At 64.4% G+C, this 19845-nt stretch carries 16 protein-coding genes; 6 read left to right on the top strand and 10 right to left on the bottom strand.

All coding sequences use genetic code 11. The features are described 5' to 3' along the window. Nucleotides 1-36: 36 nt before the first annotated feature. Nucleotides 37-906, bottom strand: a complete 870-nt coding sequence (locus J3S28_RS01650) for an ABC transporter permease (RefSeq protein WP_207836531.1) — start codon at nt 904-906, stop codon at nt 37-39. A 463-nt stretch (nt 907-1369) separates the two neighbouring features. Here J3S28_RS01650 and J3S28_RS01645 point away from each other — a divergent pair, with 463 nt between their 5' ends. Beyond that, entirely contained in the window at nt 1370-2074 is a 705-nt protein-coding gene (locus J3S28_RS01645; protein ID WP_207836529.1) for a PAS and ANTAR domain-containing protein, read from the top strand. A gap of 31 nt (nt 2075-2105) precedes the next feature. Further along, nucleotides 2106-4103 carry a M13 family metallopeptidase gene (locus J3S28_RS01640; protein WP_307796742.1) on the top strand — a complete coding sequence of 666 codons (1998 nt, stop codon included), beginning with the start codon at nt 2106-2108 and terminating at the stop codon, nt 4101-4103. A gap of 80 nt (nt 4104-4183) precedes the next feature. Here J3S28_RS01640 and J3S28_RS01635 read toward each other — a convergent pair whose 3' ends face one another. Next, nucleotides 4184-5107: a L,D-transpeptidase gene (locus J3S28_RS01635; RefSeq protein ID WP_372435925.1), complete on the bottom strand. Its 924-nt coding sequence runs from the start codon at nt 5105-5107 to the stop codon at nt 4184-4186. A gap of 174 nt (nt 5108-5281) precedes the next feature. Here J3S28_RS01635 and J3S28_RS01630 point away from each other — a divergent pair, with 174 nt between their 5' ends. Further along, nucleotides 5282-5974, top strand: coding sequence for a GAF and ANTAR domain-containing protein (locus tag J3S28_RS01630; protein ID WP_207836522.1), 693 nt, complete (start codon nt 5282-5284; stop codon nt 5972-5974). Nucleotides 5975-5996: 22 nt separating this feature from the next. Here J3S28_RS01630 and J3S28_RS01625 read toward each other — a convergent pair whose 3' ends face one another. From J3S28_RS01625 to J3S28_RS01600, 6 genes are all read right to left on the bottom strand, one after another. Continuing rightward, nucleotides 5997-6848 carry an alpha/beta fold hydrolase gene (locus J3S28_RS01625; RefSeq protein ID WP_207836514.1) on the bottom strand — a complete coding sequence of 284 codons (852 nt, stop codon included), beginning with the start codon at nt 6846-6848 and terminating at the stop codon, nt 5997-5999. A gap of 83 nt (nt 6849-6931) precedes the next feature. Beyond that, on the bottom strand, nt 6932-7597 hold the full coding sequence (locus J3S28_RS01620) for a TetR/AcrR family transcriptional regulator (protein ID WP_207836513.1): 666 nt from the start codon (nt 7595-7597) through the stop codon (nt 6932-6934). An 84-nt stretch (nt 7598-7681) separates the two neighbouring features. Further along, entirely contained in the window at nt 7682-8500 is an 819-nt protein-coding gene (locus J3S28_RS01615) for an ABC transporter ATP-binding protein (RefSeq protein WP_207836511.1), read from the bottom strand. Next, nucleotides 8497-9330, bottom strand: coding sequence for an ABC transporter ATP-binding protein (locus J3S28_RS01610; RefSeq protein WP_207836507.1), 834 nt, complete (start codon nt 9328-9330; stop codon nt 8497-8499). Before J3S28_RS01610 ends, J3S28_RS01615 begins: the two co-directional genes overlap by 4 nt. Next, complete coding sequence (locus tag J3S28_RS01605; RefSeq protein ID WP_207836506.1) at nt 9320-11347, bottom strand: ABC transporter permease; 2028 nt, start codon at nt 11345-11347, stop codon at nt 9320-9322. The genes J3S28_RS01610 and J3S28_RS01605 overlap by 11 nt, the downstream gene beginning before the upstream one ends. A gap of 144 nt (nt 11348-11491) precedes the next feature. Then, nucleotides 11492-12760: an ABC transporter substrate-binding protein gene (locus J3S28_RS01600; protein WP_207836505.1), complete on the bottom strand. Its 1269-nt coding sequence runs from the start codon at nt 12758-12760 to the stop codon at nt 11492-11494. Nucleotides 12761-13174: 414 nt separating this feature from the next. Here J3S28_RS01600 and J3S28_RS01595 point away from each other — a divergent pair, with 414 nt between their 5' ends. Then, complete coding sequence (locus J3S28_RS01595) at nt 13175-14002, top strand: SGNH/GDSL hydrolase family protein (RefSeq protein ID WP_207836504.1); 828 nt, start codon at nt 13175-13177, stop codon at nt 14000-14002. A 65-nt stretch (nt 14003-14067) separates the two neighbouring features. On the opposite strand, the gene J3S28_RS01590 is transcribed toward J3S28_RS01595, so the two are convergent. Beyond that, nucleotides 14068-16245 carry a 3-hydroxyacyl-CoA dehydrogenase NAD-binding domain-containing protein gene (locus J3S28_RS01590; protein WP_207836503.1) on the bottom strand — a complete coding sequence of 726 codons (2178 nt, stop codon included), beginning with the start codon at nt 16243-16245 and terminating at the stop codon, nt 14068-14070. Nucleotides 16246-16290: 45 nt separating this feature from the next. After that, nucleotides 16291-17502, bottom strand: a complete 1212-nt coding sequence (locus J3S28_RS01585) for an acetyl-CoA C-acetyltransferase (RefSeq protein WP_207836502.1) — start codon at nt 17500-17502, stop codon at nt 16291-16293. Nucleotides 17503-17649: 147 nt separating this feature from the next. Here J3S28_RS01585 and J3S28_RS01580 point away from each other — a divergent pair, with 147 nt between their 5' ends. Further along, nucleotides 17650-18885 carry a TetR/AcrR family transcriptional regulator gene (locus J3S28_RS01580; protein WP_207836499.1) on the top strand — a complete coding sequence of 412 codons (1236 nt, stop codon included), beginning with the start codon at nt 17650-17652 and terminating at the stop codon, nt 18883-18885. Then, nucleotides 18882-19820 carry an adenylate/guanylate cyclase domain-containing protein gene (locus J3S28_RS01575; RefSeq protein WP_307796741.1) on the top strand — a complete coding sequence of 313 codons (939 nt, stop codon included), beginning with the start codon at nt 18882-18884 and terminating at the stop codon, nt 19818-19820. Before J3S28_RS01580 ends, J3S28_RS01575 begins: the two co-directional genes overlap by 4 nt. Nucleotides 19821-19845 lie beyond the last annotated feature (25 nt).

The following is a 19845-nucleotide window of genomic DNA, read 5'->3' as shown; positions in this document are numbered from 1 at the left end:
TTCTTGTGGGACACAGAGGAGGCAGGCGCGAGCGTTCTAGACGCGTCCCCGCCAGGGCACGGTTTTGCGCTCGATGAGTTGCAGCAGACCGTCGATGATCAAGCCGGAGGTTCCGATCGCGATGATGCCGACGAGCACGACCGGGGTGTTGTTGTAGTTGGAGGCGTCTCTGACCATGCCGCCGATGCCGGGCAGGCCGTTGACCAGCTCCGCTGCCACCAGCGAGGAGTACGCGACACCGACTGCCAACCGGATGCCGGTGAAGGTCTCGGGCAACGCGGAGGGGATCACGACGTCTTTGATCACCTCGAACTTGCTGGCACCCAGCGCCTTCGCCGCTTCGGTCAGGCTCTGGGGGGCCGCCAGTACTGCTGAGGTGGTCGCGACGGCGACCGGCGGGAACGCCGCGATGGCCAGCAGAGTGATCTTCGGCTCTTCGTTGATGCCGAGCCAGATGATCAGCAGCGAGAAGTAGGCCAGCGGCGGCAACGTGCGCAGGAAGGTGATCCAGGGTTCGAACAGGGCCCGGACCTTGCTGAAGGTACCCATGAACAGCCCGAACGCAATACCGACCACGATGCCGATGGCGATGCCGTAACCGATGCGCTGCAAGCTGATGAGCAGGTGCTCCCAGAGGTACTTGCCCGCGTAGCCGCGGACCCCGTCGGTCGTCGTATTCGTTTCGACGAAGGCGTCCCATACCGCACTCGGTGCGGGGATCAGCGTCTCGTTCCAGATCTTCAGACTCACGACCAACTGCCACAGCGCGATGAAGACGACGAGCGACAGAATCGGTAAACCGACCCGCGACAACAGTTTCGACGTGCGCCCGGATTCCCGGGGCCGCTTGGTCGCGTTCGGGTCGACCGTCTCGGTCGGCGCAGCTATGGCCGGTACAACTGACATGAGGACAACCCCTGATGAGCTAGCTCTGGCACCGATGATCACCATCGATAGGAGAGGGAGGTGCCGCGCGCGTCGAGGCGGGCCTCATCGAAGAGCGGCAGCGGAGGCGTCGTGGGCGCTCTACGGCGAGCGGACTACGACGTGAAGATGTTCACAGGCAACAGTTCTGGGCACCGAGGCGGCAGAGATCCACCGCGAGTCGCCGCACCAGCATCGTCTTGAGCACCGCGTCACAGTAGCCCGGCGACTTCGGCTCACGCGGATTTGAAGTCAGCTGAACCCAAAGTGTTCTCTTCGACGGCCCGTTCTGCTATGCACACCCTTTGTGTCCACGGCCCACTTCGGCATGCTAGAAAATCACTGGCTCGAACCGAGGGCTGCGTCTTTGCCGACAGCCCGGTGGCAACCCTGCCCGATGGACGCTCGGCTGACTTCCATACAGGTGTGAACAGGGAGCAGTTTCTTGGAGAACAGCAGGACCGACACCCAGTCGGTGCAGGAAGTGCTCGGCGGCAGCGCCGTCCAGAAGGTGGGCAGCTTTCGCTACCTCATCGCGCAGGACCAGTGGCACTGGTCCGATGAGGTCGCCGCCATCCACGGTTACGGGGCCGGCGAGGTCTCACCCACCACCGAACTGCTGCTCGCACACAAGCACCCTGATGACCGGGAGCGGGTCGAGCGGGCGATCGACGACCTCTTGCGGGAGGGCAAGTCGTTCAGCAGCAGGCACCGGATCGTCGACCGCCGCGGACAGGTGCGTCATGTGCTCGTCGTCGGGGATCGTCTGACCGACCCATCCGGATCCCTCATCGGCACCGAAGGATTCTATGTGGACCTGACAGACGTGCACGAGGGTGAACTGAAAGAGACGATGGACGCCGCGGTCAAGGACTTCGCGGTGTCGCGGGCTGTCATCGAACAGGCAAAGGGCATGTTGATGCTCGTCTACGGCATCAACGCCGACCGCGCATTCGACGTCCTGACCTGGCGTTCGCAGCAGACCAACACCAAGCTCAGAACGCTGGCACAGAACATCGTCGCGTCCGTCGACGGCAACGTACCGTTCGACGACGAGAGCAGGCGGATATTCGACCATCTGTTGCTCACCGCCCATCAGAGCCCGGATGACGCGGCTGCGCAGAACTCGGACAGCTCCAGCGGCGGCTGACGAAATCGCGGTTCGGTGCCAGGATGGTCTGGTGACTTCTACCGCAGACACCGCCAATTCCACCGCCGCACGGTCCGGTATCGATCTGAGCTGGGTCGACGAGTCGGTGCGGCCACAAGACGACCTGTTCGAGCACGTGAACGGCACCTGGTTGCGCGACCACGTCATTCCCGAGGACCGCGCGGTCGACGGCGCCTTCCACGTGCTGCGCGACCGCGCGGAGGAGAACGTCCGCGACCTGATCACCGAGTGCGCGGAGTCCTCGCCTGCCCCCGGCAGCGACGCCCAGAAGATCGGCGACCTCTTCGCCAGCTTCATGGACACCGAGCACATCAATGCACTCGGCATCTCCCCGATCACCGCGGACCTCGCGGCGCTCGGCGACGCGACCACCCGCACTGAGCTCGCCCGGCTCGTCGGCGCGGCGCAGCGCCGCGGAATCGGTGGCCTCTTCGGCTACTACGTGGACACCGACGCCAAGGCGTCCGATCGCTATCTGATGCACATTACGCAGTCCGGGATCGGACTGCCCGACGAGTCGTACTACCGCGATGACAATCACGCCGAGACGCGCACCGCGTACCGGGCTCACGTCGAGAAGATGTTCGCACTGGCCGGATTCGACGATTCCGCCGCCCGTGCCGATACCATCGTCGACCTCGAGACCGCCATCGCATCCCAGCACTGGGATGTGGTACGCCGCCGCGACGCCGACCTCACGTACAACCTCAGGACCCTGTCCGAGTTCACGACGGAAGCAAGCGGATTCGATGTGGACTCCTGGATCTCGGGGCTGCAGACCACGGGATCCGAGACCTTCGGCGAGGTGGTCGTAGGCCAACCCTCGTTCGTCGGGGGCGTCGCGGCATTGTGGGGCGAACGCGAACTCGACGAGTGGAAGGTGTGGGCACAGTGGCGGCTGCTGCATTCGGCCGCTCCGTACCTCTCGGACGAGTTCGTCGACGAGAACTTCGACTTCTACGGCAAGACCCTCACCGGTTCGGAGGTGATTCGCGACCGGTGGAAGCGCGGGGTCGGCCTCGTCGAGCAGGGCCTCGGATTCGCCGTCGGCAAACTGTATGTCGCAAAACACTTTCCGCCCGAAGCCAAGGCCCGCATGGACGTGCTGATCGAGAACCTTGTGAAGGCGTACCGGCGTAACATCTCCGATCTGGACTGGATGAGTCCGGACACTCGCGAGAAGGCCCTGGTCAAACTCGAGAAGTTCACGCCGAAGATCGGATACCCGGCGACCTGGCGCGACTATTCGTCGCTGCGCATCGAGCGCGATGACCTATTCGGGAACATCGCTCGCGCAAGCGCTTACGAGGAGGATCGCGAGTTCGGAAAGATCGGTTCGCCGGTCGACCACGACGAGTGGTTCATGACCCCACAGACGGTCAACGCCTACTACAACCCGGGAATGAACGAGATCGTGTTCCCCGCAGCGATCCTGCAGCCTCCGTTCTTCGACCCCGAGGCCGACGACGCCGCCAACTACGGTGGTATCGGTGCGGTGATCGGCCATGAGATCGGCCACGGCTTCGACGACCAGGGTGCGAAGTACGACGGTGACGGCAATCTCGTGGATTGGTGGACCGACACCGATCGCACCGAATTCAGCACCCGCACACGCAAACTCATCGACCAGTACGGCACCTTCACCCCGAAGGGACTGGACGAGAAGTACAAGGTCAACGGCGACTTCACCATCGGTGAGAACATCGGCGATCTCGGCGGTCTGTCGATCTCACTTGTGGCCTACCAGATCGCGTTGGACGGGCAGACCCCGCCGGAGATCGACGGACTCACAGGTCTGCAGCGGGTGTTCTACGGCTGGGCGCAGGTGTGGCGCACCAAGACCCGCGACGCCGAGGCGATCCGGCGCCTGTCGATCGATCCGCATTCACCGCCCGAGTTCCGTTGCAACGGCGTCATCAGCAACATCAACGCGTTCTACGACGCGTTCGGGGTGAAAGAGGGCGACGGCCTGTACCTCGACGATGAGGACCGCGTCCACATCTGGTAGCCACCCCAACCCCCGAAAATGGGTCGTTCTGGCGAACAAACCTGCAGGTCGACTTCGCCAGAACGACCCATTTCCGGAAGTTACGGGGTGGTGAAGTCGGTCAGTCCATCAGCAGGATCTGCGGTGCCGCCGATGGTGTTCACCACCACGACCGGCGCACCCTTGGGCGCGTTCTCGAAGAACCACCGTCCGTCCTCGGTGCTGACGTTGAGACAACCGTGGGAAACGTTGGTGTTGCCCTGTTGCCCGACCGACCACGGCGCGGCATGGACGAAGATGCCACTGTTCGAGATGCGGGTCGCATATTCGACATACGTGCGGTAGCCGTCGGGTGAGTCCACGGGCACCCCGTAGGTGGACGAGTCCATGTACATGTCCGCGAACCGCTCGCCGACGGTGTAGACACCGTTGGGTGTGGGGTGATCGTTGGCGCCCATCGACGTGGGCATCGTCCGGACCACGGTGCCGTCGACCGTGACGGTGATGGTGTGGGTGTTGTCGTCGGCCGTCGCAATCCAGGACTTGCCGATCGTGAAGTTCGAGGTGGCGCTGCCGGCCTGCACCGACACCGTCGTGTTCGCCGGCCAGAACTCCTTGGGCTTCCACCGGAGTTCCTTGTTGCCCACCCAGTACAGACTGCCCGCGACCGGCGGCGTCGCGGTGACCCTGATGGCCTTCTCCGCGGCCTCCTTGTCGTCGATCGCCGCCTGGAAGGAGATGACCACCGGTTGCGCGACCCCGACCGTCTCGCCGTCGGCGGGATCGAGTGTCGGGGTCGAGAAGTTGGCGCGGCCCAGCGGTTGCTGGGAGGACGTCGTCGGCGCCGGGCTCGCGGGGCCGGGCTTCGGCAGGTCAGGAGCGGAGATACCGGGGATCTCCGGGCCGCCCGGCCAGACGGGATCGGCTGTCGCTGTGATGGTGGACATTCCGAGAAGGAGTGCGGCCCCCGCGACAACAGTCACGAGTCGGGGAAGGCGACCATGCCTGATCCTGCCGAGCTGCATGCAATGTCCCCTTTTTGGTTGTCCCCCGAGCGCCAGGATGCCCAAGATACGTGAGTGTCCGGACATTCTCCACCACAGGATCGTGGAAGTCGCCGTCCGACCACGGCGAATTGACATCTATAAGTAGACTTTCAGAATTGTCTAGCAGTACGGGCCATGGCAGGAATCAGGAACATGACACCACCCAACACCGATTTGCCGGAACGGATGGCCGCAGTCGCGCGGCTGCTGCGGTCTGAGAGCAAGGACAGCGACACCGTTTTGCGCGCGATCTCGAAGTCTGCGGTCGAAAACGTTCCCGGTGGCGAGTACGCGAGTGTCACCCTGGTGACCGGGAACTCCAAGGTCGAGACGCCGGTCATGGTGGGCGACCTGGCAGGCAAATGCGACGAATTGCAGCAGGAGTTCGGGGAGGGCCCGTGCATCCGGTCGGCGCTCAACGCCGAGACCATCCAGATCGACGACATGGGCTCGGAGACCCGGTGGCCGCGTTTCGCCGCAGGCGCGGAGAGTCTGGGCATCAAGTCGATGATCTGCTTCTGCCTGTACATAGAGGACGACACCTTCGGCGCGCTCAATCTGCACAGCTCATCGGCGGACGCTTTCGACGACGAATCGGTCTCCATCGGCTCGCTGTTCGCCGCACATGCGGCGATCGCCTTCGCGGCGGTCAGGGAGAAAGACCAGATTCGGGCGGCGCTCACCAACCGCGACATCATCGGCCAGGCCAAAGGCATGATCATGGAACGCTACAAACTCGACCCGGACGAAGCCTTCCGACTCCTCGCACGACTGTCCCAGGATTCGAACGTCAAACTGGCCGAGGTCGCGCTGCAGGTGGTCACCGCAGGCCCGGACGAACGCTAGACGCCCGGACCCAGATCAGGGTTCAGCGGAGAAGGAACTCACCGACTGCACTCTCGAACGCACGCTTGGCTTCGATCATCACCCAGTGCCCGCAGTTCGGGAAGACATGCAACTCGGCCTGGGGTATCAACCGCATCGGGACCATCGCCATGTCGGGCGGGCTGACCCTGTCGTCCCGACCCCAGGTGAGCAGCGTCGGGCAGCCGACCTTGTGCATCATCGACCAGTACGGCGGGGTGTCGGATGCGGCCATGAACTCCTGCTGCATCGCGAAGGCCGCCGAGCCGTACATCATCTGAGCCGTCGCCTGGGCGTCCGGATTGATGGCGGCCTCCCAGCGCTCCTCGATCAGCTCATCGGTCACCAGGGCGCGATCGAACACCATGGCGGTCAGCCAGCGGATCAGCTTGTCCCGATCGGGTGCATCGGTGAACTCCTGCAGCAACCGCAGGCCCTCGCTCGGGCTGGGACTGAAGACGTTCGGTCCGACACCACCGATGGTCACGAGCTTGCTCACCCGGTCCGGCTTCTTAATGGCCAGGTTGACGCCGACCACGCCACCCATCGAATTGCCGATGACCGGCGCGGACTCGATGCCGAGCGCGTCCATGAACCTGATCACCGACGACCCGGCGGTCAGTACCGGATGGCCTTTGACAGGATCACTCACGCCGAACCCGGGGAACTCGAGGACGTAGCAGTGGAAGTTCTCGGCGAACACCCCTATGTTTCCTCGGTAGTTGCGCCAGCCGGTGACTCCTGGACCGGAACCGTGCAACAAGATCAAAGGCGGACCGGAACCCGCCTCGTGATAGCGCAGCACTCCGCTGTCGGTCTGCAGTTCTCGTCTGGATTCCTCAAAGGTCACGTTCACCCCCTCAGATTAGAACGTGTTCCATTTCTGTGGGCCGAATGGGTCGCTATCGCGGGCCAGACAGGGCGGACGCGCTCCGCCGGCTACGACTCGAGCGATTCGTCGATCGCGTGGAGCTGACGAACCTCCACCGATCGCAGCACTGCCAGCGACGCGGTCACCGCGAGATCACATGCGGCGTCGATACCCGCACCCGAGACGATCACCGCGCGGTAGGCGACATCGAGACTCATGCCGAGCAGCATCGACGCCAAGGTGTCGGCGCTGGCCCCGACCGTGTCGCCCTGCTCGGCATAGTTTCCCCGCAGCCGCTCGGCGATGCGGGGTTCGAGCGCCGCGAACAGCCGGCGACCGGGATCGTGATCCTCATCGCGGTTCGTCAACAGCACCCGGAACCCCCGCGGCTGGCGGCGAGCGAACTCGAACAACGCCTCGACGGAGTACCTGGCCCGGTCGCCGTAGGTCATGTCGTCGCCCTTGTCGTACGCGGCGAACATCCACTCGGTGAGCGCGGTGAGCTCACGATCGAGGACGGCCTCGACAAGGGAATCGCGCGAACCGAAGTGCGCGTACAACGTGACCCGGGACGTACCACCACGTTCGGCGATCATGTCCATGGTCGCCCGCTGCGCGCCGACATCTGCGATCACCGACAGAGCCGCGTCGAGCAATTCGTCGTCGGTCGGCCGGTTGCGGGTACTACGAGTGGTCTTCGCTGAGACCTCGCCCGAGCTGGTCGTCTTCGGCACTTTCCCTCCTCCAGCGAGCGGCCGCGCCCCGTCCCGGGTGCCCCACGACGGACCGCTTCCACACTCCTGCCCCGAGTTCAGGCGCTAATCGACAACCGTTGCCGGCGCTCCGGTTTCACCCGTCGAGCTCCGCTGCGCTTCGTCTCCCGACCTGGTCGAGCTCCGCTGCGCTCCGTCTCCGGCCAGTCCGAAGTACGCAGCCTCAACCTTCTCGCGTTGGCCCCGGAGATCCTGCGCCGCCCCCGCCAAAGCCACTCGGCCATGGTGCAGGACGATTGCCGAGTCGGCAATCGCAAGCGCGAGGTCGATGTGCTGCTCGACGAGGACCACGGCCATCTGCTGCTCATCGGCAATCGTGCGCAGACGCGGCAGCAGGTCCTTCACCGCGATCGGCGACAGCCCGAGGCTGAGCTCGTCGATCAGCAGGACCTTCGGCTTCGCCAGCAACGCCTTCGCGAGCGCCAGCATCTGTTGCTCACCTCCCGAAAGGTTGCCGCAACGCCGACCTTTGAGCGTCTTCAACTTGGGGAAGTACTCGAAGACGTCGCTCAGCTCTGCGCCACCCTTACGTTTGGCCAGCCTCAGGTTGTCGGACACGGTGAGTTTGTGGAACACCCCGCGGTTGTCGGGGACCAATGTCAAGCCTCGTCGCGCGTTGCGCTCGACCCGCTTGTCCAGCGGCGTCCCGAGGGCGGTCACCGTCCCCGACATGAGCGGCAGTGCGCCGACCGTGGCGAGCAAGGTCGTCGTCTTGCCGGCACCGTTGGGCCCCAGCAACGCCAGGATCTCCCCGGCACGCACGCTCGCGTTGAAGTCGCGGACGGCCGGGACGCCGCCGTAGCCGACGTTCAGCCCCTCGATCGTCAGCACCGACTCGGTGGACACGGCGGTGGTGGTTGTCATTGCGCCGATCCTTTCTGCAGTAGCGGGGACGCCTCGGGTCCCCCGGCGGCGTCGATGTCGACTTCCGCCTCCACCTCGGCACTGCCCAGGTAGGCGGACACGACCCGCGGGTCGTCTCGGATCTGCTGGGGATTGCCCGCGGCAATGACTTTTCCGAAGTCCAGGACGTAGAGCCGATCGCAAACGTCGAGAACAAGCGACATGTCGTGGTCGATCAACAACACCCCGATGCCGCTCGCGGCGATGCGACGCAGTTCGTTTCCGAAGTCGCGGCTCTCGTGGGTGTCCAGGCCCGCAGCCGGTTCGTCGAGGAGCACCATCCTGGTGCCCCCCACGAGTGCCCGCGCCACACCCACCAGTTTCTGCTGACCCAGGGCCAGCTCACTCGGATGCCGGTCCGCGGAATCGGTCAGACCCACCATCGCGAGCGCCTCGCCGATGGTTTTCGCAGGCGGCTTCGACCCGGTGAAGATATCCGCGACCAGAGCCTTGAGGCCCGGCTTCTGCACCGCGACCGCCAGATTCTCGGCCACCGTCAGGTCCGCGAACAGCTCTCCTGCCTGCCAGGTTCGAGCCATGCCCGTGCCTCGTCGGCGGTGGGGGCTGTACCCGTCGATCCGGACCCCGCCCATCGTCACCTCACCGGTTGACTTGGTGAACCCGGTGACGGCATCGACGAACGTGGTCTTACCCGCCCCGTTGGGACCGATGAGACCGACGATCTCGCCGGCCCCGACCTCGAGAGTGATGTCGTCGTTGGCGACCACACCGCCGTACCGGACCGACAGACCTCGTGCGTGCAGCAATGCAACACCTGCTTCAGCCGACATGAGAGCTCGCTTTCGTTTCGGAGGGGCCGACCGTCGGGCCCGCGGCAGGCGCGGAGTGCGCCTCGTGGTGTCCGGTCTTACCTGTTCTCTCCTTGATGCGGTCGACGACTTCTCGCACGGCGCCGACGACACCCACCGGATTGAGCACGGCCATCAGCAACAGGCTGCCGGCCGCGATCAGCTCGTAGTACTTCCCGAAATCCAAGGTCTGGGTGAGGAAGACGTACCCCACCCCCAGCGGACCGATGATGCCCGCCACGAACGCACCCGACACCGAGGTGATGCCGCCGACGTAGGTCATCGCGAGCAGCGTCAGGCCGATGATCACGGTGAACGATCCCGCGGACAGCTGCCCGCGGCTGTAACCGATGAGACAACCACCGACACCCGCGAGGAATGCCGACAGCGCGAATCCCAGGATCTTGGTCGCCGCAACGTTGATTCCCACCGAAGCCGCTGCTCGCTCGTTCGAACGCACCGCGAGGAACGCGCGACCCGTTGCGCCCGCCATGAACCGCATCACGATCAGCGTCAATACCGTCACGACCACCAACACCATCATCGAGAACTCGATGGTCGTGAGTTCGCTGCCTTGCCGCACCGACAGGTCCCAGCCGAACAACGTGGGGTCCTCGATGAGGTTGCCCTCGAACGGTGTCAACGACGGGTTGTTGAAGACGAAGCTCTGAATGGCAAGCGCCGCAGCCAGTGTCACGACGGCCAATTGCGCACCACGGATACGGAGGGCGGGAACGCCGACGATCACACCGAGCACGGTGGCGATCAATGCCGACAGCAGGATGCTCAGCGGGAAGGGGACGCCCCAGTTCGTCGTGACCTTCGACAGTGCGAAGCCCGCCGCACCAGCGAACGCCATACTCGCCAGCGAGATCTGACCGAGATAACCGGTCAGCAGTACGAGGGACAATGCGATCAGAGACAAGATCATCGACGTCACGATGCCGAAACGCCAACTGCCGGAGGTCAACAGGACAGCGACCACCACGGCGGCGACCATCAGCACCACCGGAATCGGGCGGATTCTGGGAATGAACACCGCAGGCATCTTCGCCTCGCCGAGCGAGCCGCGCGACGGGATCTTGCCGCCCAGCAAGAACAGCGCGATCACCACGACAACGAACGGAACAGCGTCGCCGACCCCGGTTTGCGCCCAGCTGGGCCACCACTCCAGGGTGCTCGCCCACAGGATCACGGCCTGGAATGCACCCAAGATCAACCCTGCCGCACACGCGACCCCGAACGAGGTGAGCCGCCCGACCAGCGCAACCGCCAGCGCGGGGATGATGTAGAACGTGTAACTCGTGGCATCCAGACCGATGGTGTACGCACCGAGGACGACGATGAGGCCGGAGGCGGCACCGGTGATCACCCACACGATCGCGGCGAGCCGATCCGGCGAGAAGCCGGCAAGTCGTGCGGCCAGCTCGTCCTCGGAGCCGGCCCTGGTCGCGACGCCGAGAGTCGTCAGCGAGAAATACGCCCACAGCAGCAGGGCGATCAGTATCGCGACGACGGCCATGAGGATGTCGCTCACGTTGACGACCGCGCCGGCGATCTCGAATGTGTTCTGCGGCAGGATCGGTAGCGCCATCAGGGAATCGGTGCTGAAGCGCAGATGCACCAGAGCCGTGATGAACAGCATCAGGCCGACCGAGGCGACCACCTGCGCCAGCACCGGAGCGTGGCGCAGCGGCCGGAAGATCAGATAGTGCGCCAGCAGCGCCCACAGCGCAGCAGAAACGACGCCGATCACGATGGCGAGCACCATCGGCGTCGGGTTGTCCTCACTACCGATGCTCAGGCTCCCTACAGGAAGTACGAGGGTACCGTCGGTGCGCAGTGCGGCAACAACATACACCGCCCAGAGAGCTATCGAACCCTGAGCGAAGTTGATGACCCCGGTGGCAGCGTAGATGCCGACCAATGAGGTGGCGAACACCGAGTAGACGGCGCCGACCGCCAGGCCGAGGAACACGAATTGGATGAATTGACTCATGGGTCGTTGCCCACCTCACTGTGTGTATCTGCGTAAGACCGGAGCGAGTGTTGCGCGATCGAGGCATCGGGGACCGGGGTGGATCGCTCGAGGATCTCGAGCGACCCACCGCCGGTGTGGTGCTGTCGGTTGTCCCGCTATCGGTTAGCTCGCACCGGGGATGGCCGAGAGCGCAGCCGGGTTGGGCTGAGTCAGACCGCCGCCGATGGGTTCGGTCTTCTTGTCACCGACCACCTCGAAGACGAACATCTCGGTGGTGCAGTTGGGTGTGGTCGGCTTGCCACAGTTGAGCTTCGGTCCGAGCCAGCTCTGGTAGTCCGTCACGCCTTTGAGTGCGGCGAGCACAGATGGACCGGTGTATTCCACGGGCTTGGCTGCGCCGAGGGTCCGAGCGAAGTCGACGAACGTCGAGAAGGTTCCGTAGGCATAGAAGCCACCGGATTCGCCTGCCTCATCCACGTACTTCTTGGTGGTGGCCAGGTTCGCCTGCATATCGGCAGGCGCAGAATCAGTGGCCGGATCGAGCCAGATCGGCGAATACGTCTGGGCGCCAACAGCCTGCGCGCCCATCGTGTCGATGAACTCGGTGCACGCAGCGAGGAACATCGTGTTCTTGAAACCGACGGACTTCAGGGACTGTGCCAGCTTGGTGCAGTTCGCATCTGTCTGCGAGGTCATCAGGCCGCCGGCGTCGGGGTTACCGGAGTTGATGGTCGACGCCAACGCGGTGTAGTTCGGGTTCGTCGGCGAGTAGTAGACGCTTTTCACGTCGAGACCGAGCTGCTGGCCCAGTGGCAGCAGAATGCGCTCGAACGTCTGGCGTGCGGCGGCGACATCGACGTTCGCCAGCGTCAGGGAGTTCTTACCCTGCGCCTTCAGAGATTGCATCACCCCGACCAGGAACGAGGCCTGTGGCGGTCCGAAGTAGACCCGATTGTCCGCCGACGACCCCGTCACCGAGTCGAACGGAATCTGGCCCACGAGTGGGATGTTGGCGGATTTGAGGATGGGAAGGGCCGCACTCGACGCGGCGTCGTATCCGTCGATCACGGCTGTGACGCCGGCCTGGACCAGCTGATTGGCGCAACCGATCGTGGATTCCGGAGCCGAGACGTCGACGGCGCAACTCGTCACCTCGATGGGGTGTCCGTCGATACCGCCGAGCGACTCGTTGATGTACTTGACCGCCGCTTGTTGCCCGACCTCGACTCCGGGTTGCGTGATCGGGCCGTTCGAAGGATTGAGGAAGCCGACCTTGATCGGCGTACCTGTGGCCTTGGTGCCACTCTCCGATGGTGCGGCCGCAGTGCTGCCGCCGTCATCGGACCCGCTGTCGTCGCTACAGGAGACGACGGAAAAGACACACGCCGCCGCGACAAATACTGCCGCAATCCGGCCGGTTCTCTTACGCATTTCAATGCCTTTCCCGGCGGCTACTGACTTCAGACGAATAGGTGCGGCCAGATCGGTTCGCCGAAGCGAAGATATGGGGTTTGAACAGCACGAATAAGCCCGGCCAGGCCCTCCGAGTTACACGGGGTTTGCAACCGAATCGCGTGCTTGCCATTCGGAGTGCCCGATCCGGGTGTGATCTGGGCCACTCGAAAAATAACCCCTGCCTTACAACCGTGTCAAGGTGAATCCGTAAGTAAAATTCTGGACAGAATCAGCGACGATGGACTTTTCGAAACCGTCCGTAATGTCCGAATCCAGGCGTATAAATAGAGGTTGGAAATATAGTTCGCTTTGCGCACTACATCTCGCCGCAAGAACGCGGCAGGATGCCCCTGACTCCCCCTGTCGCCTCACGGCTCTAGAATCTGCGAAGTGAGCTACTCACGTTTCGTCGCCATTGGAGACAGTCAGACCGAAGGTATGTGCGACGGCGACGATGACACCGGCTACCGCGGGTGGGCCGATCGCCTGGCCGAAGAGCTGGCCGGGCACAACCCGGACCTTCGCTACGCCAATCTCGCGGTCCGGGGCCGGACCACCCGACAGATCCGCGATGTACAGCTGGCTCCGGCCATCGCGCTGCAACCAGATCTGGTCGCGGCGCCCCTCGGCATGAACGACGTGCTCGCCAGCACTCCGGCGTCGCAGGTTCACGAAGACCTCGACTACATCTACGGCGAGCTACGCAAGACCGATGCGACCGTACTGATCTCGACTTTTCCGAACCTCGCGCGCACCGTACCGATAGCGAGACGTATCGAAGCGCGGCTACTGGCGGTCAACGAGATGATGCGAGAGTTCGCGACGACGTACGGATTCGTCCTCGTCGACCTGTACGCAGCCCCGGTCCTCACCGACCCCCGCTCGTGGGCGCCCGATCGATTGCACGCGTCCCCTTTCGGACATCAGAGATTCGCTGCGGGCGCCGCCCACGCCCTAGGCCTCCCCGGCAGCGACCCGCAATGGGGCAGGGCGTTGCCGCCGCGCCCACCGCTGACGATCGCGCAGACCATTGCCCGTGAAACACATTGGGCCAGGGCGTTTTTCATTCCGTGGATGATCCGGCGCATCCGCGGCGTCTCCCTCGGCGACGGCAGAGAACCCAAACGCCCTGAGCTGACGCCGGTATCGGTGGTGCCTGATACGCATCACGGCCCGGTTCCCTTGCAGGAACCGGGCCGTGATGAGCGCAGAGGCTGAGAGATGACTTCTTCCTGCGCGCCTCTCACATAGCCGCGCGGGAACACCTCCCCGTCAGAAAAACGTCAGTACTTCTCGCCCTTTGCTGCCTTGTCGACAAGCGACTGCGGCGGCTCGAAGTGCTTGCCGTACTTGCTCGCGAGATCGCGCGCGCGATCGACGAAGCCCTGCAGACCACCCTCGTACTGGTTGATGTACTGGATGACACCGCCGGTCCACGCCGGGAAGCCGATACCGAAGATCGAGCCGATGTTGGCGTCGGCGACGGTCTCGAGCACGCCCTCATCGAAACACTTGACGGTTTCGAGGGCCTCGGCGAAGAGCATGCGCTCTTTCATGTCCTCGAACGGGATCGTCTTCGAGCCCGAGTTGAACGTCTCACGCAGACCGGGCCAGATGCCGATGCGCTTGCCGCTCTCGTCGTAATCGTAGAAGCCCTTGCCACCCGAGCGACCCGGCCGGCCGAGTTCGTCGACCAGCTTGTCGACCACGGCGGAGGATCCGTGCTCGGGGACCGGCTTGCCCTCGTTGGCGAGTGCCTTCTCGGTTTCCTTGCGGATCTTCTGGGGCAGGGTCAGCGTCAGCTCGTCCATCAGCTGCAGGGGCGGTGCCGGGTAACCGGCCTGTGCACCCGCCTGCTCGATGAACGCCGGCTCCACACCCTCACCGACGGCCGCGATGGCCTCGTTGACGAAGGTGCCGATGACGCGCGAGGTGAAGAAGCCGCGGCTGTCGTTGACGACGATCGGGGTCTTGCGGATCTGCAGGGTGTAGTCGATGACCTTGGCCAGCACCGCATCAGAGGTCTTGGCGCCCTTGATGATCTCCACCAGCGGCATCTTGTCGACAGGCGAGAAGAAGTGGATGCCGATGAAGTCCTCGGACCGCTTGACACCCTCGGCCAGGCTGGTGATCGGCAGGGTCGAGGTGTTGGAGCCCAGGATGGCGTCGGGTTCGACGATGTCCTCGATCTCCTGGAACACCTTGTGCTTGACCTCGACCGACTCGAACGCGGCCTCGATCACGAGGTCGACGCCCTTGAAGTCGGCTGCCTCGACCGTGGGGGTGATCCGCGCCAGCAGGGCGTCGGACTTCTCCTTGGTGGTCTTGCCGCGGGAGAGTGCCTTCTCCTCGAGCTTGATCGCGTAGCCCTTGCCCTTTTCTGCGGCCTCGATGTTGATGTCCTTGAGGACGACCTCGATACCGGCCTTCGCCGAGACGTAAGCGATGGCTGCGCCCATCATTCCGGCGCCGATGACACCGACCTTCTTGGCGGTGTACTTCTCGAAGCCGTCCGGCCGCGATGCGCCACCGTTGATGGCCTGCAGGTCGAAGAAGAACGCCTTGATCATGTTCTGGGCGACCTGGCCGGTCACCAGCGACACGAAGTAGCGGGTCTCGATCTCGTCTGCGCTGTCGACATCGACGTACGCGCCCTCGACCGCAGCGGCCAGGATGGCACGCGGTGCGGGCATCGGCGCGCCCTTGAGCTGGCTGCGCAGAAGCGACGGCATGGCCGGGAGCACCTGTGCGAGTGACGGACTGGACGGTCCACCACCGGGGATCTTGTACCCCTTCTTGTCCCACGGCTGAGCGGCTTCGGGATTGGCGGCGATCCACGCCTTGGCGGCAGGGATCAGCTCATCGACCGTGCCGACGACCTCGTCGACGAGACCGGTCTCCTTGGCCTTGGTCGGATTGAAGCGCGTGCCCTGCAGCAGCACACCCATCAGGGCGGTCTGGATGCCGAGGAGGCGCACGGTACGAACCACGCCGCCGCCACCGGGCAGCAGGCCGAGGGTGACCTCGGGGAGTCCGAGCTGGTTGCCCTTGACATCGGCAGCGATGCGGTAGTGCGTGTGCAGCGCGATCTCGAGACCGCCGCCCAGTGCAGCACCGTTGATGGCCGCGACCACCGGCTTGCCCAGGGTCTCGAGCCGGCGCAGAACCGCCTTCATGCCGTTGGTGGTCTTGGTGATCTGGGTGGCCAGCTCGACCTTGTCGATGCCCGCGCGATCAGACGTCATGTCCTTGAGATCGCCGCCGGCGAAGAAGGTCTTCTTAGCGGACGTCAGGATGACGCCGGAGATGTTGTCCTTCTCGGCCTCGAGACGATCAACCGTTGCGGCCATCGAGGTGGTGTAGAGCGCGTTCATCGTGTTGGCGCCCTGGTTCGGGTCGTCCAGGGTGAGCAGGACGACGCCGTCGCTGTCCTGTTCCCAATTGATCATGTTGTCGGTCATAGGTTTTCGCAACTCTTTCGTGAAGTGGGGAAGGGCCGGAGAGGGTCAGACACGCTCGATGATCGTGGCGACACCCATGCCGCCGCCGATGCACAGAGTGATCAGGCCGTAGCGGCCGCCGGTGCGCTCGAGCTCGTCGAGGACGGTTCCGACCAGCATGGCGCCGGTGGCACCGAGCGGGTGGCCCATCGCGATCGCGCCGCCGTTCACGTTGGTCTTCTCGTGCGGGATCTTCAGATCCTTGAGCCACTTCATGACCACCGAGGCGAAGGCCTCGTTGAGCTCGAAGACATCGATGTCATCGACGGTCAGGCCGGCCTTCTTGAGTACGGCCTCGGTCGCCGGCGTCGGGCCGGTGAGCATGATCGTGGGATCGCTACCGGTCTGAGCAGTGGCGACGACGCGGCCACGCGGGGTGAGTCCCGCCTTCTTGCCTGCCGCCTCGGAGCCGACCAGCACCAGCGCTGCGCCGTCGACGATGCCCGACGAGTTACCGCCGGTGTGAACGTGATTGACCTTTTCGACGTTGACGTACTTCTGTCGTGCGACGTCGTCGAACCCGCCCATGGCGGCGATGCCCTCGAACGCGGGCTTGAGCTTGCCGAGGCTCTCGACGGTGCTGCCCGGGCGACGGTGCTCGTCGTGGTCGAGCAGGGTGACGCCGTTGATGTCCTTGACAGGCACGACGGACTTGGCGAAGTAGCCACCGGACCAGGCGGCCTCGGCGCGGGCCTGCGACTCGGCGGCGTAGGCGTCGACGTCCTCGCGGGAGAAGCCCTCGATGGTGGCGATCAGGTCAGCACCGATGCCCTGGGGCGCGATGTAGAGGTCGTAGGCCGTGGTCGGGTCGGTGAACATCGCGCCACCGTCGCTGCCCATGGGCACGCGGGACATCGATTCGACACCACCGGCGATCACGAGGTCGTCCCAGCCTGAGGCGACCTTCTGGGCGGCGAGGTTGGTGGCCTCGAGGCCCGAGGCGCAGAAGCGGTTGATCTGGGTACCGGGAACGGTGTCCGGGAGACCGGCGACGAGTGCCGCGGTACGCGGCAGCACTGCACCCTGCTCGCCGACCGGGGAGACGAGGCCGAGGACGACATCGTTGATGTCGGCGGGATCGAGGTCCGGGAAACGAACCTTGAGCTCGTTGATGAGGCCGACCACGAGGTCGACGGGCTTCACGGTGTGCAGTGAGCCCTTCCGTTGCTTGCCACGAGGCGTGCGGATGGCCTCGTAGATAAATGCTTGTTCACTCACGCTGGGGTTTCCTTTCACATGAACGGCGCTGTTCGCCAGCACTCGCCTTCGATCTGACACCAGGCTAACGCGCTGTAACTTATTTGACCATACCCCGAGTACAAAGCAGCATTCAATCTCACAACCGTGCGCTATGGTTGATTCACAATGTCCACGAACCCCGATGTCGCGGGCGGCTCGAGAAACACTCGTCACCGCCGGCCCGCCGACCGCAAACGCCAGCTTGTCGACCAGGCCGCGGAACTGTTTCTCGCGCGTGGATACGACCATGTCTCGGTGGCCGACATCGCCAAGGGTGCCGGTGTCACCGGCCCCTCCATCTACCGGCATTTCGCCGACAAACAGGCCATCCTGTTCGCTGCCGTGATGTCCGGGGTCGAGGACATCGAGCGGTGCACCGACACCGCACTCGCTCCGGCAGCCGATGGCGAGATACCGATCGACAAGGCCATCGAGAAGCTCTGCGCGCTCGGCGTGACCAACCCCAACTCGGCGGCGCTGTGGCGCTGGTCCACCGCGCATCTGACACCTGACCAGAACGACGAGGTCGCCCGGCGCACCCGCACGGTCCTGCATCGGTGGTCCGGCGCCGTCTTCGGCCACCGCACGGATCTGTCGCCGCGGGATCTCGATCAGCTGGCCTGGACCATCCTCAGCATCAACGGCAGTGTGTCTGTCCACCGCACCCGCATCTCGACGTCACGGGCAGTCGCGCGGTTGGTGACGCTCGCGAATCGCGTCGTCGACATGACGCCGGACGACGCGCAGCCGATCGCACCACTCCCCCGGGCCCTCGCCGAACCGACCGGTCGCCGGGACGAGATCCTCGACGCCGCGGCCACCCTGTTCCAGCAGCGAGGCTTCGCGCCGGTCGGGGTCGATGAGATCGGCGAGGCCGTCGGGATCACCGGCCCCAGTGTCTACAAGCACTTTCCGAGCAAGCAGGCCATCCTCATCGGCATCAGCCAGCGAAGTGCGAATCGCCTGGAAGCGAGTGCGATCGCGGCCTACTCGGTGGCCGACGACGCCACATCGCTGCTGGGGCTCCTGGTCGACTCGTACGTCCAGGTGTTGACCTCGACTCCCGACCTGTCGGTCTCCTTCAACAGCCGCAGCGTCCTCGAAGGCTTCGACAATGGCGATCTGATCACCTATCAGCGCCGATACGTGGCACGCTGGGTGCACCTGGTCGAGCAGATCGAGGCCGACCTTCCCAACCCGGAGGCCGCGGTGACCGTGCACGCAGCGCTGACAATCGCCAACGACGCCATGCGTCTACGCCGCAACTGGAGTCGGCCCGAGATGCCGGCGTTACTCGCATACCTGATGAAAGGCGTGCTCGGGCTACCCGAGGCGGCCGTCTCCCGGACAGCGGTGTCGTGACCGAGCAGCCCGAGATCTCCGCGGAGTCCATCGAATCGCAACTGCTCGGCGGCGATCGCCTCTTCACGCTCGAAGACATGACCGCGGCGCTGAACATCTCCGCCGATCACGCGCGCCGGGTCTGGTCCGCCTTCGGTTTTACGATGGAATCGGGCGACGACAAGCTCTTCACCGCCGACGACGTGCAGGCCCTGCAGCTGGTCCGGGGCCTCGACGAGGGCCAGCCCCCGGAGTTCGAGATCGCCATGGCCAGGGCACTCGGCCAGACCATGTCGAGGCTCGCGGACTGGGAGGCCAATAACATGGCCGATCGCATCCGCAGGGGCGACAGCCCAGATCTCGAGACGATGCTCGGCGCTGTGCAACGGGTACAGACGCTGGTCTGGCGACGCCATCTCGCCTCTGCGCTGCAGAACGCGCTGGCGACCACCGACGGCGTGAACCGAACTCTTGCAGTCGGTTTCGTCGACATCGTCGGATACACGAGCTTGTCGCGCAAGATCGGGATGGATGAGCTCGACGGTCTTCTCGAAACGTTTGAGACAAACGCCTACGACGTGATCAACTCACGGGGCGGGCGAGTGGTGAAGACCCTCGGCGACGCGGTGATGTTCGAGGTCGAAGATCCGGCCGCGGCGGCCGACATGGCACTCGCCCTACAGCAGCTCACCGACGAACACGGCCTGCCACCGCTGCGCGTCGGTATCGCCTTCGGCACGGTACTGACCCGACTCGGCGACGTCTTCGGAGAACCGGTGAACATCGCCGCGCGGCTGACCAGCTCCGCCCGGCCCGGAACGATCCTCGCCGATACCGAACTCGCGAACGCGATCGACGGCGACGACCGCTTCTTCTTCAAATCGATAGGGAGCCTGCACGTCCGGGGATACAAGCGACTACGCGCGAGTGTGCTCGCGTCGAACAAGAAGGCGTGACAAATGCACACCGTCCAGTCATAAG

Origin of the sequence: Williamsia soli (genome assembly GCF_017377795.1) — a bacterium.
GTDB classification, from domain to species: domain Bacteria; phylum Actinomycetota; class Actinomycetes; order Mycobacteriales; family Mycobacteriaceae; genus Williamsia; species Williamsia soli.
The sequence above is the reverse complement of the archived record's forward strand: the minus strand, read 5'-3'. Positions and strand labels throughout refer to the sequence as shown.

What these genes read in the sequence shown, in the direction of transcription:
- J3S28_RS01635 (WP_372435925.1), bottom strand. Translation starts at nt 5,107, where the DNA reads ATGCAGCTCGGCAGGATCAGGCATGGTCGCCTTCCCCGACTCGTGACT.
- J3S28_RS01630 (WP_207836522.1), top strand. Translation starts at nt 5,282, where the DNA reads ATGACACCACCCAACACCGATTTGCCGGAACGGATGGCCGCAGTCGCG.
- J3S28_RS01615 (WP_207836511.1), bottom strand. Translation starts at nt 8,500, where the DNA reads ATGACAACCACCACCGCCGTGTCCACCGAGTCGGTGCTGACGATCGAG.
- J3S28_RS01580 (WP_207836499.1), top strand. Translation starts at nt 17,650, where the DNA reads ATGTCCACGAACCCCGATGTCGCGGGCGGCTCGAGAAACACTCGTCAC.
- J3S28_RS01610 (WP_207836507.1), bottom strand. Translation starts at nt 9,330, where the DNA reads ATGTCGGCTGAAGCAGGTGTTGCATTGCTGCACGCACGAGGTCTGTCG.
- J3S28_RS01650 (WP_207836531.1), bottom strand. Translation starts at nt 906, where the DNA reads ATGTCAGTTGTACCGGCCATAGCTGCGCCGACCGAGACGGTCGACCCG.
- J3S28_RS01605 (WP_207836506.1), bottom strand. Translation starts at nt 11,347, where the DNA reads ATGAGTCAATTCATCCAATTCGTGTTCCTCGGCCTGGCGGTCGGCGCC.
- J3S28_RS01590 (WP_207836503.1), bottom strand. Translation starts at nt 16,245, where the DNA reads ATGACCGACAACATGATCAATTGGGAACAGGACAGCGACGGCGTCGTC.
- J3S28_RS01600 (WP_207836505.1), bottom strand. Translation starts at nt 12,760, where the DNA reads ATGCGTAAGAGAACCGGCCGGATTGCGGCAGTATTTGTCGCGGCGGCG.